This is a genomic window from Chitinophaga sp. H8, from assembly GCF_040567655.1.
GTDB lineage: Bacteria > Bacteroidota > Bacteroidia > Chitinophagales > Chitinophagaceae > Chitinophaga > Chitinophaga defluvii.
Genome location: NZ_JBEXAC010000002.1, coordinates 1,639,645 through 1,654,399, shown reverse-complemented (window position 1 = coordinate 1,654,399; position 14,755 = coordinate 1,639,645). Strand labels below are relative to the sequence as shown.

Genomic DNA, 14,755 nt, shown 5'->3' with positions numbered 1-14,755 from the left:
TATATCCGGGCAGGCCGTTGCCTGTATTAAAATTTACCGAAAGGTTCTTTGGTATCATGGTAATACAGGAATGTCCAGTTTTCCTTTTTACCGCGTTCCAGGAATTCCTGTCTTAATTCCATACTCCGTTTGCCATCATAATCGTATTTGGCCACAAAGCGGCTTTTCATTTGTGAGATCTGTGGTGCCACATCTCCTCCAAAGAATATTTTATCATCACCATCATCTACCAGGAATACCTGATGATAAGGGCAATGCCCGCCGGTCAGCTCATAATGGATATAGCCATCAATAGTACCGTTGCCGGTAGTGAAGATTACATTATCACGTTCCTGGAGTAAAATAATATCTTCTGCATGATAAGATTTACCTGCATGCTCCATAGCATAAGCCATTTCTTCGTTATTCACGTAATAGGTAGCATGCGGAAAACTCAGTGCCCTTTCCCCTGTAACGGGGTCTATAGCAGAAACCCCACCTGAATGGTCTTTATGCAGATGACTCATCAGTACTTTGGTAACCTCCATGGGATTAATCCCATTATCAATGAGGTGCTGATGGATTTGCAGTACCCCATCGGGATTACGGAATCCCAGGCCGGTATCAAACAATATATAATCCTGGTCTGTAATTACCAGAAAGGGTTGTATTTCTACAAGCAATGATCCCACACTACGCGCCTGCATAGTGTCTGTCCCTTCTTTGAATGGAATAAATTTCTTGGTAGCATCTACCGTAAATGAACCTTCTGACAATGGAATAATACGCGCCATTTTGCAAAGATAGGTTGTTTTAGCTATTAGCTATTAGCTGTTGGCTTAATGCAGCGGGCACTTAAAATGGAGTGTGAATTGATTGTTCCACATATCCGCTGCATTAAGCTAACAGCTAGAAGCTCTTATCTCAAAACCATTTGCCTGTCGGCATCCAGCCGGAGCATAATAAAAATAAGGATGGTAAAGCCCATGAGGGAGGAGCCCCCATAACTCACCAAAGGCAGGGGGATACCGATTACCGGCGCCAATCCGATCGTCATGGCAATATTAATGGCCAGGTGGAAGAAAATAATACTGGCTACTCCATAAGCGTATACACGGGTGAAGGTAGACCGCTGTCGTTCCGCCACATGAATGATCCGGAATAGTAAGGCTACATAGATGCCCAGGAATACCATGGCACCAAAGAATCCAAAGTCTTCGCCGATGGTACAGAAAATGAAGTCTGTACTTTGTTCAGGTACAAAATCATAACGGGTTTGTGTGCCTTTAAGGTATCCTTTGCCCCAGAATCCGCCCGAACCGATAGCGATCATACTCTGGCGGGTATTGTAAGTAGCTTTGGGATCATTTTCCTTACCCAGCATCACTTCAATACGTTTCACCTGATAGTCTTTCAGGACTTTGGTAAACGCGTAGGGCACAATAAACACGACAAACGCCGCACAAAATGCCCATATACCTACGATGAGCAATAAGCGGGACTTTCGCCTTTTTATTTCCCTGCGGCTGAAATAAATCACCAGCAGGGCTATTACTGTAAAGATACCCAGGAGGATATATTTATCTACCAGCAGAGCAGATAATACGAGCACAATACCAGAAAAAGCGATCACAAGTAAAACGCCGGGTAGCCCTTCCCGGTACATCACCAGGAAAAAGGAGAAGTATACCAATGCCAGCCCTGTTTCATTTTGCAAAATGATGATCGCAGCCGGCACCAGTGCGATAGCCGCTGCAATCAGCCTGGACCGCAGTTTGGTAAAATTGGTTTCCGTAGAAGACAAGTATTTGGCCAGCGCCAGGTTAGCACATATCTTGGTAAGCTCTGCCGGCTGGAAACGGAACATACCTACGCCTAACCAGGAATGGGACCCTTTCACGCCAGTACCCACTGCCAGTACGAGCAACAATAACAAGATCCCCAAAGCGTACACAAGATTGGCCGTAGCAGTAAAGAACTTACTGTCTGTAAGCCAGATACCTGTAGCCAATACCGCAGACACCCCCAGCCACATTAATTGCCGCGCATAGTTTTTTTCGAGGTGGATAATGTTTTGCCAAACATTATCTCCATCCCGGTATTCCGCAGCAAAAATAGACAGCAGCCCTATTATCACCAATGCCATGTATAACCCTACTATCGGCCAGTCAATCCCTTGTGTCAGTTTGGCGTTTGAATTGTTCATGTACCCAATTTCAAAGTTGTTAGTTATATAATTTGTTTCCTGTTTAAGGAATCCAGTTTTGATTTTATGCGCATGGCCGGAGGAATGGTGGTGGTTTCCGTCATGCGTTGTAACAGTGCCTGCCTTTGCGCCGGGATGCTGTCTTTCAGGTATTTTTCTATCATCAGCGATGCAATCGGCGCCGCATATGTATTGCCGGCACCGGAGTTTTCCACGATGACCGCGATGGCTATACGCGGACTGTCTGCCGGTGCAAATGCCACAAATAACGAATGGTTCGGCTGTTTGGTATGTACCCCGTTGATGATAGCATAATTTTCTGCAGTACCGGTCTTTCCTCCTACCAATACTCCTTCTATCTGCCCACGCTTTCCACCACCGCTGTTTACCACGTCTACCATACCCCGGATCACTTCATTATAAGAAGAGTCGGAGATGTTCACCACCTCATGTTTTTCCTTGTATCTGGCCAATATGTTGCTGGTATCATTATCAATACGCTCAACAAAATGTGGTGTATAATAATATCCTTTATTGGCGATAATACACATGGCATTCGCCATTTGTAACGGGGTGAGCAGCAATTCTCCCTGACCTATGCCCAAAAATACCGAAGTACAGGAGTTCCAGCTGCCTTTATACCGTTTATCATAGTATTCGGGTGTAGGCAATAATCCGGGATATTCACCCGGAATATCAATATCCAGCCGGTGTCCGAATCCAAAGCTATACATATAATCCGACCATTTCCGCATTCCCCCTTTTTTAATTCCGCCAAATTGCTGGGCATCCACGCATATACGGTATACATGCGAAAAATAGGCATTACAGGAATTAGCCAGCGCCGTACGCAGATTAGCGGCATGTCCGGCATTATGGTGTGTACAGTCCAGCTTACGGGCACAACCAAAATAGGCACCACCACAGGCATATCCAAAAGCAGGGGTAATCACTTTTTCATCCAGTGCCACCAATGCAATCATAGGTTTGAAAGTAGATCCTGGCGGATACATTGCCTGGGTAGCCCGGTTAAAAAATGGTTTTGTAGTATCCAGATATAACCTGCCGAAATTAGCACTCCGGTAGGGGCCGGTCAATAAATTGGGGTCATAGGTTGGGCTGCTCACCATGCTCAGGATACCACCTGTTTTAGGATCAATGGCCACAATACTGCCAATTTTATTGCCCATCAGTTTTTCGCCCAGTTGTTGTAGCGTAACATCCATAGAAAGGTGCAGGTTTTTACCTGCCACCGCCACACTGTCAAATTCTCCGTTTTCATAAGGCCCCTGTGTGCGGTTGAGGTTATCCTTCACCAGGTATTTGATCCCGCGCTGCCCCATGAGTACCCTTTCATATGTTTTTTCCAGGCCGGTCATTCCCAGGTAATCCCCCATCTGATAATCTTTATAAGCAGGGTTATCCAACAGCTTAGGGGATATTTCCCCGATATACCCCAGGATACCTGCAGCAGTAGCGTAGGGATAAGTACGGATCTGACGTTGTACCAGCTCAAAGCCGGGCTGAAACAGGTACATATTTTCCTGGAGGCGGCCAAATACATCGGGCGGTAATAACGATACAAAAACGGATGGCCTTACCCGGCCGTTTTTCAATATCGCATCATTCATCCGCCTGAGGAAAGCTGGTTTATCTATCTGCAGGATGCTGCACAAACGTGCCGTGTCTATCTTTCTGACATTGGAAGGTGTAACTACTAGATCATACAATGCATCGTTTCCTAATATACTTTTTCCATGCCGGTCATAAATAATGCCTCTGCCAGGATATACTACTTTACGCAGTACCGCATTGGCATCCGCCATCCGGGCATACTTGGTTTCCACTACCTGTAAATAGATCAGTCTCCCGGTGATCAGTAACAACATACCAATCATGATGATCTGAATTACACGTTTCCTGGGCTGATTAAAAACAGACATTTTGTACTTAAGAATTGCAAGGTCAGTATTATAAGATCATTGTTGTAAAAATTATCTGAATGTTCTGCCTCCAGCCCCGTTTTTGAGGGTAGCCGCAGCTTTGCGGTTCAGGGAGTCCAGTTTTGATTTTTGCTGCATGGCAGGTGGTATGGTGTTAGCTTCCAGGAGGAATTTAACAACCGGGTTACGCTTAGCAGGAATACTATCCTTCAGGTATTTTTCCATCATTAAGCTGGCGATGGGCGCCGCATATGTAGCCCCGAAGCCGGCATTTTCCACTACTACCGCAATAGCAATTTTAGGGTTATCTGCAGGTGCAAATGCCACAAACATAGAGTGGTCTTTTTGAGCAGTCAGCACACCATTGATGATCGCTTTATTTTCAGCAGTACCGGTTTTACCACCCACCCGTACGCCTTCAATAGCAGCCTTACGGCCGGTACCTCTTTCAATTACATCTGTCATCCCGTTGATTACAGTCTGGTAGGCAGAATCAGAGATATGTGCCACCACGTGTTTTTCCTTGTATTTAGCCAGCAGGTCGGTATCATCGTTATCAATACTTCTTACAAAGTGCGGTATGTAGTAATATCCTTTGTTGGCCACTATACACATCGCATTCGCCATCTGCAATGGGGTGAGCAATACTTCCCCCTGTCCTATACCCAGGAACACAGACGTACAGGAGTTCCAGCTGCCTTTATAGCGGCGGTTATAAAAAGCGGAATCTGGTATGAGGCCCCCGTTTTCGCCGGGCACATCCACGCCGATGCGATGTCCAAATCCGAAGGCATGCATATAATCGGCCCATTTCTGCATACCTCCTATTTTGATACCACCAAACTTCTGCGCATCTACGCTCAGGCGGTATACGTGCGAGAAATAGGAGTTACAGGAATTAGCCAGGGCCAGCCGGAGGTTGGCTGCGTGGCCACCACCACTGTGTGTACACCTGATGGGGCGGCTACAGCCATAATAAGCTCCCCCGCACGGATAACCGTAGCTGGGTGTGATCACCCCTTCATCCAGGGCCACCAGCGCAATCATCGGCTTAAAGGTAGATCCTGGCGGGTAACGGGCCTGTAAAGCCCTGTTGAACAATGGCTTGGTAGTATCCTGGTATAATCTGCTGAAATTAGCACTACGATAAGAGCCGGTGAGCAGGTTGGGATCAAAAGTAGGGCTGCTTACCATGGCCAGGATTCCACCGGTGGTGGGGTCAATAGCCACTATGCTGCCTATTTTATTTTTCATGAGATTTTCTCCCAGTACCTGCAATTCAATATCCAGTGATAAGCGAAGGTTTTTACCCGCCACAGCGGCGCTGTCAAACTCCCCGTTTTCATAGGGGCCCTGGGGGCGGTTCAGGTTGTCCTTTACCAGGTATTGGATACCGCGTTGACCCATCAGTACATTTTCATATGTTTTTTCCAGACCTGTCAGGCCCAGGTAATCCCCCATCTGATAAGCCTTATAAGCCTCATTATCCAGTAATTGCGGGGATATTTCTCCAATATACCCCAGGATACTGGCCGCAGCAGCATAAGGATAAGAGCGGATCTGTCGCTGTACCAGTTCAAAACCGGGCTGAAACAGGTACATACTTTCCTGCAGCCGGCCAAATACTTCCGGTGGCAGTAATGGCGCAAAAACAGATTGTCTTACCCGTCCATTTTTTAAAATGGCGGTCAACATCCGTTTTTTATATTCTTCCTTATCAATATTGAGGATCTGGCAGAGATAGGCGGTATCAATGTTTTTAGCGTTGGCAGGTATTACTACCAGGTCGTACATGGCGTCATTTCCCAGGATGCTTTTACCTTTACGGTCGAAGATAATTCCGCGGCTGGGATACACCACTTTGCGGGACACTGCATTCGCATCCGCCAGTTTAGCATACTTTTTTTCCACTACCTGCAATACAAACAATCTGGCCACGATCAGCAGTATCATACCAATCATGATCATCTGTATTACTCTTCTTCTGGGCTGATTATAAACGGACATTTATCTAAAGTACTATAAAAATTTATAATCTGTACCACCTTTTATTTGAGATACATACCATATTCCTTTGCCCACCGGGTGCTTCACCTTGTCTTTTCTGTCATTCCTGTCAATAATAGCTTAGGGAACTATTATTTTTTAGAATAGAACAACAGTTCATACAGTACTATCAGAAACAAGCTGGCAGCGGTGGATAGCAGTACTTTTAGCAACAGATACAGTGGATTGCCAAAGCCAAACACTTCGAGCAGGAAATAAACTGTATGGTGTAAAAATACCAGAATAGCAGCATAAATAAGGAATTGGGAAACCCCCATACTGGTCATGGAAGGTGTTTTTTGGGTGGTTTCAAACCCTCCCTGGGGTGACAGGATATTGATGATAAAGGGGCGCAGGTAAGCTACCAGCACACAGGCAGCAGCATGCATTCCCATGGTATTCATAAACGTATCCAGTGACAGGCCCATGAGCAGCCCCAGCAGCATGAGTGCCGGCCGGGGAAGGTTGAAAGGCAATGCCAGTATGAATAACATATACAGATACGGGTTTACCAACTGGTGAACCAATATTTTGTTCAGCACAAATACCTGCAACAGGAGCAGGAGTATAAAACGGATGATATTTCTTAACAGTATACTCATTTGATCAGCCTGTAGGTAGAGTCCTCCAATCTTTGTTGTTCTTCCTTCAACAAATTATCTATCACATATACGTATTGTACGTTGTTAAAATTGGTTGCCAATCTTATACGGATGGTATATGCCGTGCTTGATTTATCGCCTACGGTAAAAGTATCTACATAACCGATGGGGATATTTTCCGGGAACAGGCCGGAGTAGCCGCTGGTGATCACGGTATCTCCTTTGAATACCCTGGCACTTTTGGGCACATCTTTCAGAATGGCATAGCCGGGGCTTTCCCCATCCCAGTGTACGGTACCCATTTCCTTGCTGTTGCCCAGCCGGGCACTGATACCCATGGTAGATGATTTGGATAACAGGGAAATGACCACTGCATAGTTATCACTTACACTTCTTACCACACCTACCACGCCACTTGGACTGATAACCCCCATATTGGTACGGATCCCCTGGAGGCTGCCCCGGTGAATGGTAATATAGTTCACAGGTTTATTAACGGAGTTATTGATTACTTTGGCCTCCCGGTACTCATAACGGCGGAGCTGGGTACCTATAATACGGTGCAGGGTATCATCACTGTAAATACGTACGGTGTCTACTTTTATGCCGTTGGCAGTAAGCATACTGTCGTAGCTGGAGCGGAGCATATTATGCAGGCGGGTATTTTCATTAACGAGGCTGTCGTTGGTAGCCTTTAAATGAAAGTAGTATTGTATGTTATTATAGCGGTCATACATTTTACCGCTGATATCGTTGGCAGAATTGAGGTAGGCAGTTCGTTGAAAATTATTATTACGAAATACCAGGACAATACAAATCACTTCCAGCAGCAGAAATAAGAAGAAGTTGAAATATCGCCTTAAGAATATGATTAGATTACGCACACGCTGATTGCTCTGTTTTGTGATTTAGAGATTAACGGTATTCCGGAAGGTAAAGATCGGGAGTACCGGGTATAGCGGCTGCTATTTCAGCGCTCCGGATCTTTACATTCCCTGAATACTTCACTATTGCATCAGGAAAGGGTATTTACCAACATGCTTAAGTGCAATGCCGGTACCTCTTACTACGGCGCGCAGCGGATCATCTGCTACATGAACGGGCAGTTTAATTTTTTGGGTTAAACGTTTATCCAGCCCACGGAGCAATGCACCACCACCGGTCAGATACAAACCTCTCCTGTAGATATCTGATGCCAATTCCGGAGGAGTGGTTTCCAACGCCTTCAGAATAGCCTCTTCAATTTTAAAAATGGATTTATCCAGTGCTTCTGCAATTTCCTGGTAAGATACCATGATCTGCTTGGGGATACCGGTTACCAGGTCACGACCGTTTACCGGGATGTCATCTGGTGGGTTATCCAGTTCTTTCAGAGCAGATCCGATATGTATCTTAATTTGTTCAGCAGTTCTTTCACCTATCAGCAAGCTATGGTAGCGACGCAGTGCTTCCATGATATCGGCGGTAAATTCATCTCCCGCAATACGGATACTCTGGTCGCAAACGATACCGGCCAAAGCTATTACTGAAATACCGGTGGTACCACCTCCGATATCGATAATCATATTACCCACTGGCTCTTCCACATCAATACCAATACCCAGTGCGGCCGCCATCGGCTCATGCAGCAGGTATACTTCCTTGGCGCCGGCCTGTTCTGCCGAGTCGCGTACCGCTCTCTTTTCCACTTCCGTAATGCTGGAAGGGATACAGATCACCATACGCCAGCTGGGAGCAAACAGTGGTTTTTTAGGGTATACCATTTTTATCAGTTCCCTGAGCATGCCTTCTGCAGCATTAAAGTCTGCAATAACACCATCTTTCAGGGGGCGTATAGTTCGAAGATATTCGTGTGTTTTTTCGTGCATCATCATGGCCTTCTTACCTACGGCCACAATTTTACCGCTAGCCCTCTCAATGGCTACAATGGAAGGCTCATCCACCACCACCTGATCATTATGTATAATTAGCGTATTAGCTGTACCTAAGTCAATAGCTATTTCCTGCGTCAAAAAGTTAAAAAATCCCATTATTGATACGGTGAAAAATTAGAATGCAAAAATGAATAATTCCAACGAATATACGATGCAAAAATTGGATGTTCCTGCAATAATACGGCTAAATATTAAAAAAAGTTATTTGTTGTATAAAAGGCATTGTCAGTACTCCCATAAACACCCAAGAGGCTAGAACGGAATTAACCGTTTTAAATTGTTCTGCTCTTCAAAAAATGTACCTTTCATTGCGTTTCACAACCTTTTCATTATCACCGTAAAGCAACGGGTGGCAGGTATAAAATCATATGCCTGCCGGCCCCATCCTATTCCGCACCATTATAAAAACTCATAACCGATATCCCGGCGGTAATATTTCCCTTCAAACGACAGCGTTTCGGCTGTTTGTTTGGAGTGCGCCAGTGCAATTGACAGATCGGTAGCCAGAGAAGTGATGGCCAGGACTCTGCCACCGTTGGTGAGCACCTGTTCCCCACTTTGTTTTGTACCCGCGTGAAACACGATCTGATCTTTTGTAGGTGCTGGTATACCGGTAATTGCCTTACCTTTTTCATAGGCTTCGGGATACCCACCAGCCACCAGCATAACGGTAGCGGCTGCACGGGGGTCTTCTACCACGGTCTGTGTATCCAGCTTTCCGGCAGCAGTAGCCTGTAGCAGTTCTACAAGGTCGTTCTGCAGACGGGGTATAACTACCTCGGTTTCCGGATCGCCCATGCGGCAGTTGTATTCAATTACAAAAGGGGCTTCATTTACCTTGATGAGTCCAAAGAAGATAAAGCCCTTATACACAATACCTTCGGCAGCCAATCCTGCTACTGTAGGGCGGATCACCTGGTTTTCCACTTTGTCCATAAATACTTTATCAGCAAAGGGTACAGGAGAAATGGCCCCCATACCACCTGTATTCAGGCCGGTATCCCCTTCTCCTATCCGTTTGTAGTCTTTGGCAGCAGGGAGGATTTTATAATGCTGTCCGTCCGTAATAACAAATACAGACATTTCAATACCGGTCAGGAATTCCTCTATCACTACTTTTTTGCTGGCATCTCCGAACTTGGCATCTTTGATCATCTGGGCAAACTCTGCCAGTGCTTCTTCCCGGGTAGTAGGGATCACCACCCCTTTACCCGCTGCCAGTCCGTCTGCTTTGATCACCACCGGCAGTGCATGTTGCTGCAGATAGGCCACCCCTTCCTCGTAATTAGCTTCGCTGAATTCGCGGTAGGCAGCGGTAGGGATATTATGCCTTTGCATAAACAGTTTAGCAAAAGCTTTACTACCTTCCAGCTGTGCCCCCACCTTAGAGGGGCCTAGAACAGGAATATGGCTGATGGCGGGATCCTGTTCAAAAAAGTCATAAATACCTTTTACCAGCGGATCTTCCGGCCCTGGCACCACCATTTCTATCGCATTATTGATACAAAAGGTTTTCAGCTGATCGAAGTCATCCACGGCAATATTTACGTTATGGCCGTGTTGTGCAGTACCGGCATTTCCGGGTGCAATAAATAATTGCGAGCAATGTACACTTTGCGAAATTTTGAGCGCGAGGGCGTGCTCCCGGCCACCGCCTCCTAGTAATAATATGTTCATAATGAGTTATATGCAAAAATCTACGGCAATGGTTATCAGCGATAAACGCTGTATACCTGGCTGCTGAAAATCCTGGATCTGTCATCAGGTAGCCCTCCTCCCTTTTGTCTTTCGCTCTTGCTATTGTGTTGTTAACCGGGGGCTTTTATCTGTTATGGCAGGCACTGGCCAGGCCATCTACTTTTCCATTTTTTTTGCAAAGAAAGGCCAAAAAATAGCCAAATACATCATTTTTTCAGATAAAAACCCGAATTTATTTAACTTGCCGCATCGCAAAAGACTAACTAACACCAACAACAACATCTAAAACTAACCATTTATGAGTCAAACTGCTGATGAGCAGCCAGTAATCGCACCGGCCAAGAAGCACCATCCTGGCCTATATGTGTTGTTCTTTACGGAGATGTGGGAGCGCTTCGGTTACTATCTGATGATAGGCATTTTTTTCCTGTACCTGATTGATCCTTCTATTAACGGAGGAAAAGGTTTTGATAATACCAAGGCAGCTGATCTGGTAGGATCTTATATTGCCCTGGTATATTTATCCCCTTTTATTGGAGGTTTACTGGCCGACCGGTATCTGGGATATCGGCGGGCCATTGTTATCGGGGGGGCCTTGCTTGCCGCGGGTTATTTCGGGCTAGCCTTTCCAGGTGATATGGCCATGTATATTTCCCTGGGCCTGATTATTATTGGTAACGGGTTCTTTAAGCCCAACATTGGTACTTTGCTGGGTAACATTTACAACCGTCCTGACCTGAAGCCTAAAAAAGATGTGGCGTACAATATCTTTTATATGGGCGTAAACATCGGGGCCTTTATCTGCAATTTCGTAGCAGCTTATCTCCGCAACCACTATGGCTGGGGATATGCATTTGCTGCTGCCGGCGTAGGTATGGTGGTAGGTCTGATCATTTTCATGTCGCGCATGAAAGTGGTAGCAGAGGGAGATATCAAAAAAACACCTTCGAAAGAAGATATGCCTATTGGCACGATCCTCAGTTCTGTATTCCTGCCGGCCATTATTGCTGCTGGGATTGGTTACTTTGTAGCGCCTGTCCTGGGTCATACCCTGTTTGGCACCCGTTCAAATGATGCCTTCATGTTTGCCTGCGTGCCCATTGTGATCTTCTACATTCGCTTATATACCACCGCCGCCAAAGAAGACAAGCGTGGCCTGGGCGCCTTGCTGGCATTCTTTGCCGTGGCCATTGTATTCTGGGTGATTTACAACCAGAACAGTACGGGGCTGACTATCTGGGCCGACCAGTATACCAACCGCCAGATGTCGCCGGCAATGGAAAAGGCCGCTCAACCATTAGGGATGCTGCAAACGGTGACTATGGAGCCGCATACGGTCACTCAGATCGACGAGCATTTCCGCGCCATTACAGATGCCTCCGGCAAAACGGTGCAGGTACAGGGACCTGATCCTTATTTCCAGAACCTGTCCAAAGATCAGATTCCCGAAAGCGGCACCCTTCACCTGCTTTCTACAGAAATATTCCAGTCGATCAACCCCTTCTTTATTGTGGTGTTTTCGATGATGATGGTAGGTTTATTCAGCTGGCTGGCCGTAAGAGGCAAGGAACCCAATACCCCTACCAAGATAGCCCTGGGTATCTTTATGGCTGGTTTTTCCTCTCTGCTGATGGTAATGGCAGTGGCCATGACCGATGTATACGTGGAGAAAAGCGCCATGTCCTGGCTCATTGCCACTTACGCGATATTTACGATTGGAGAGATATTGGTAAGCCCTATTGGCTTGTCGATGGTATCCAAGCTTTCCCCGCCGCGCGTTACCGCGTTAATGATGGGAGGATGGTACCTGGTTAACTCTATCGCAGGAAAGATAGCTGGTTTAATGGCTACCTTCTGGGATAGTTTTATCGACAAAAAGACTTACTTCATGATCCTGACTATTGCCGCAGCCGTTGCCGGTGTAGTTATGTTAATGATTGGCAAGTGGATTGCCAAAGTAGTAAAAGAAAAGACGGGGTCCTACTAATCCGGGTTCCGGTGTAAAAGGAGAAAGCAGGCATTCCACCTCTTTTCTCCTTTTGCATTTTATATAGGTTCACTTCCTGCGGTTACAGCATATCCAATTATTCACCTATATTTATTCAACTTAATCTATATCCAACCTCTTATGGCAGAAAATTTCAAGCCCTTTGTTCCACCCGAAGTGTCAATGAAGGAATTTACGCTGAAGTCCATTCTACTGGGCTGTATCTTTGGTATCATCTTTGGCGCAGCCACTGTATACCTGGCCCTCAAGGCAGGGTTGACTGTTTCTGCCTCTATCCCTATTGCGGTGATTGCGATTACCCTGGGGCGTAAATTTTTCAAGACTACCATTTTAGAAAACAATATTATTCAAACTACGGGGTCTGCCGGTGAATCCATTGCCGCCGGTGTGGTATTCACGCTCCCTGGCTTTCTGTTTCTGACGGATGGAGATGGTGCACAGTTCTTTAATTACATCACGATCCTTACCCTGGCCATTTTTGGAGGTGTATTGGGCACCCTGATGATGATCCCGTTGCGGAAGGCATTGATCGTAAATGAGCACGATACCCTGCCTTACCCGGAGGGCACTGCCTGCGGGGATGTACTGAAAGCAGGAGAGAAAGGAGGCGACTTTGCCAAAACAGCCTTTTACGGGTTAGGCTTTGCCTTTGCGTATGCCATACTGCAAAAGATCCTGCACGTGATCGCAGAAGCGCCAGCTCATATGACGCAACAGGTGAACAAGTTTTTCCCTTCTGCCAAGGTAAGCGGTGAGATCACTCCGGAGTATATGGGGGTAGGTTATATCATCGGTCCTAAAATTGCCGGTGTACTGGTAGCCGGTGGTGTATTATCCTGGTTAGGGCTGATTCCTTTGCTCGCCACCCTGGTACCTGGTGAAACAATAGCCACCCAGCTGGTGAAGCTGGGGTACCTGGCTGATTTAAGCACACCAGGCGGGCAAGGCCGCTGGGACCCTGTTACCCGCACTTTTGCCGACTATTCCGTTGCCATCTATTACGCCTATGTGCGTCAGATAGGTGCAGGTGCAGTAGCCGCAGGAGGTTTCATCACCCTGATCAAAACGATCCCCACCATTATATCTACTTTCAAAGGCAGTCTGGGTTCCCTGGGTGGTAATAAATCCGGTGAAAAACAGGCCTCTTCCAGGGAAGTACCAAGAACTGAAAGGGATCTGAGTATTAAAGTAGTGGGTTTTGGCAGTCTGGCACTTATCTTACTCATGGCATTCCTGCCACAGCTACCAGGCGACAGCATTGGTAATAAATTGCTGGTAGGTTTGCTGGTGGTAATTTTTGGCGCCTTCTTCGTAACGGTATCCAGCCGTATAGTAGGGCTTATCGGCTCTTCCAACAACCCGATTTCCGGTATGACCATTGCCACACTGATGGGTACCTGTCTGGTATTTATAGCTGTAGGCTGGACCGGTAAGGTATATGAACCCATGGCACTGGTAGTGGGCGGGATGATCTGTATTGCAGCCGCCAACGCGGGGGCTACTTCCCAGGACCTCAAATCCGGTTATATAGTAGGCGCCACCCCTAAATTCCAGCAAATTGCGCTGTTTATAGGAGCGATTGTTTCTTCTATCGTGATAGGACTGACGGTAAAGTTCCTGGATAAGCCCACGGCGGTAATGATTGCTAATGGCGTAACAGAGCATGCTATTGGCAGCGTATACTATCCTGCACCGCAGGGCACTCTGATGGCGACGCTTGCTAAAGGTATCCTGTCCTTTAACCTCGACTGGCAATTTGTGCTGGTAGGTGTGTTTCTGTCTATCACCATGGAATTGTGCGGTATCAAGTCCCTGTCTTTTGCAGTAGGTGCGTACCTGCCATTATCCACCACGCTGCCTATTTTCGTGGGTGGCGCTATCCGTGGATTGATAGATAACAAGAAGAAAAAGGAAAACATCACTACCACGGCTGAAGAAGATGAGCTGGGGAAAGGCAACCTGTTTGCCACCGGTTTAGTAGCAGGAGGGGCTGTAGCAGGGGTGATCATTGCCATTTTAGCTGGTTTTGACGGCACCGCGGCTATATTGGCCAAATTGAACATGGAACCAGCCCTTAATGGCGCCTTGGGCCATGGTGGCTACTATCTGTTGGGCACTGCGTTCTTTGCCTTTATGGGATGGGTACTCTACAGAACAGCCAGAAAAGTATAACTGATCCTTCATTTTCATAGGAAGGCCTGCCAAAAAGTAAATAAGCAGTAGCCGGGAACGTATGAACGTTGTCCGGCCTGCTTTTCCTCCGGATATGGGGGGGACTTTTCAGCAGGCCTTTTTTTGTACCACAATAGTTTTAATATCTTTACCGTTAATTAGCATTC

10 protein-coding genes are annotated in these 14,755 nt (G+C 46.5%); 2 read left to right on the top strand and 8 right to left on the bottom strand.

Annotation, left to right across the window (positions count from 1 at the left end):
• Positions 1–26: 26 nt before the first annotated feature.
• From ABR189_RS20620 to purD, 8 genes are all read right to left on the bottom strand, one after another.
• Positions 27–773 carry an MBL fold metallo-hydrolase gene (locus ABR189_RS20620; RefSeq protein ID WP_354662367.1) on the bottom strand — a complete coding sequence of 249 codons (747 nt, stop codon included), beginning with the start codon at positions 771–773 and terminating at the stop codon, positions 27–29.
• Positions 774–898: 125 nt separating this feature from the next.
• Entirely contained in the window at positions 899–2,185 is a 1,287-nt protein-coding gene (gene rodA / locus ABR189_RS20615; RefSeq protein ID WP_354662366.1) for a rod shape-determining protein RodA, read from the bottom strand.
• 23 nt (positions 2,186–2,208) lie between these two features.
• Positions 2,209–4,128: a penicillin-binding protein 2 gene (mrdA, locus tag ABR189_RS20610; protein WP_354662365.1), complete on the bottom strand. Its 1,920-nt coding sequence runs from the start codon at positions 4,126–4,128 to the stop codon at positions 2,209–2,211.
• Between the two features lie 51 nt (positions 4,129–4,179).
• Positions 4,180–6,135, bottom strand: coding sequence for a penicillin-binding protein 2 (gene mrdA, locus ABR189_RS20605; protein ID WP_354662364.1), 1,956 nt, complete (start codon positions 6,133–6,135; stop codon positions 4,180–4,182).
• 131 nt (positions 6,136–6,266) lie between these two features.
• A complete protein-coding gene (mreD, locus tag ABR189_RS20600) occupies positions 6,267–6,776 on the bottom strand; it encodes a rod shape-determining protein MreD (RefSeq protein ID WP_354662363.1) in 510 nt (169 codons plus the stop codon).
• Complete coding sequence (mreC, locus tag ABR189_RS20595) at positions 6,773–7,660, bottom strand: rod shape-determining protein MreC (RefSeq protein ID WP_354662362.1); 888 nt, start codon at positions 7,658–7,660, stop codon at positions 6,773–6,775. The genes mreD and mreC overlap by 4 nt, the downstream gene beginning before the upstream one ends.
• Positions 7,661–7,783: 123 nt before the next feature.
• Positions 7,784–8,788 (bottom strand): rod shape-determining protein, encoded by a 1,005-nt coding sequence (locus ABR189_RS20590; protein WP_435575332.1) that lies wholly within the window; start codon positions 8,786–8,788, stop codon positions 7,784–7,786.
• Positions 8,789–9,109: 321 nt separating this feature from the next.
• Entirely contained in the window at positions 9,110–10,387 is a 1,278-nt protein-coding gene (gene purD / locus ABR189_RS20585; RefSeq protein WP_354662361.1) for a phosphoribosylamine--glycine ligase, read from the bottom strand.
• A gap of 319 nt (positions 10,388–10,706) precedes the next feature.
• On the opposite strand from purD, the gene ABR189_RS20580 reads away from it, so the two are divergent.
• Positions 10,707–12,395: a peptide MFS transporter gene (locus ABR189_RS20580; protein WP_354662360.1), complete on the top strand. Its 1,689-nt coding sequence runs from the start codon at positions 10,707–10,709 to the stop codon at positions 12,393–12,395.
• 141 nt (positions 12,396–12,536) lie between these two features.
• Positions 12,537–14,588, top strand: a complete 2,052-nt coding sequence (locus ABR189_RS20575) for an OPT family oligopeptide transporter (protein ID WP_354662359.1) — start codon at positions 12,537–12,539, stop codon at positions 14,586–14,588.
• Positions 14,589–14,755: the final 167 nt, after the last annotated feature.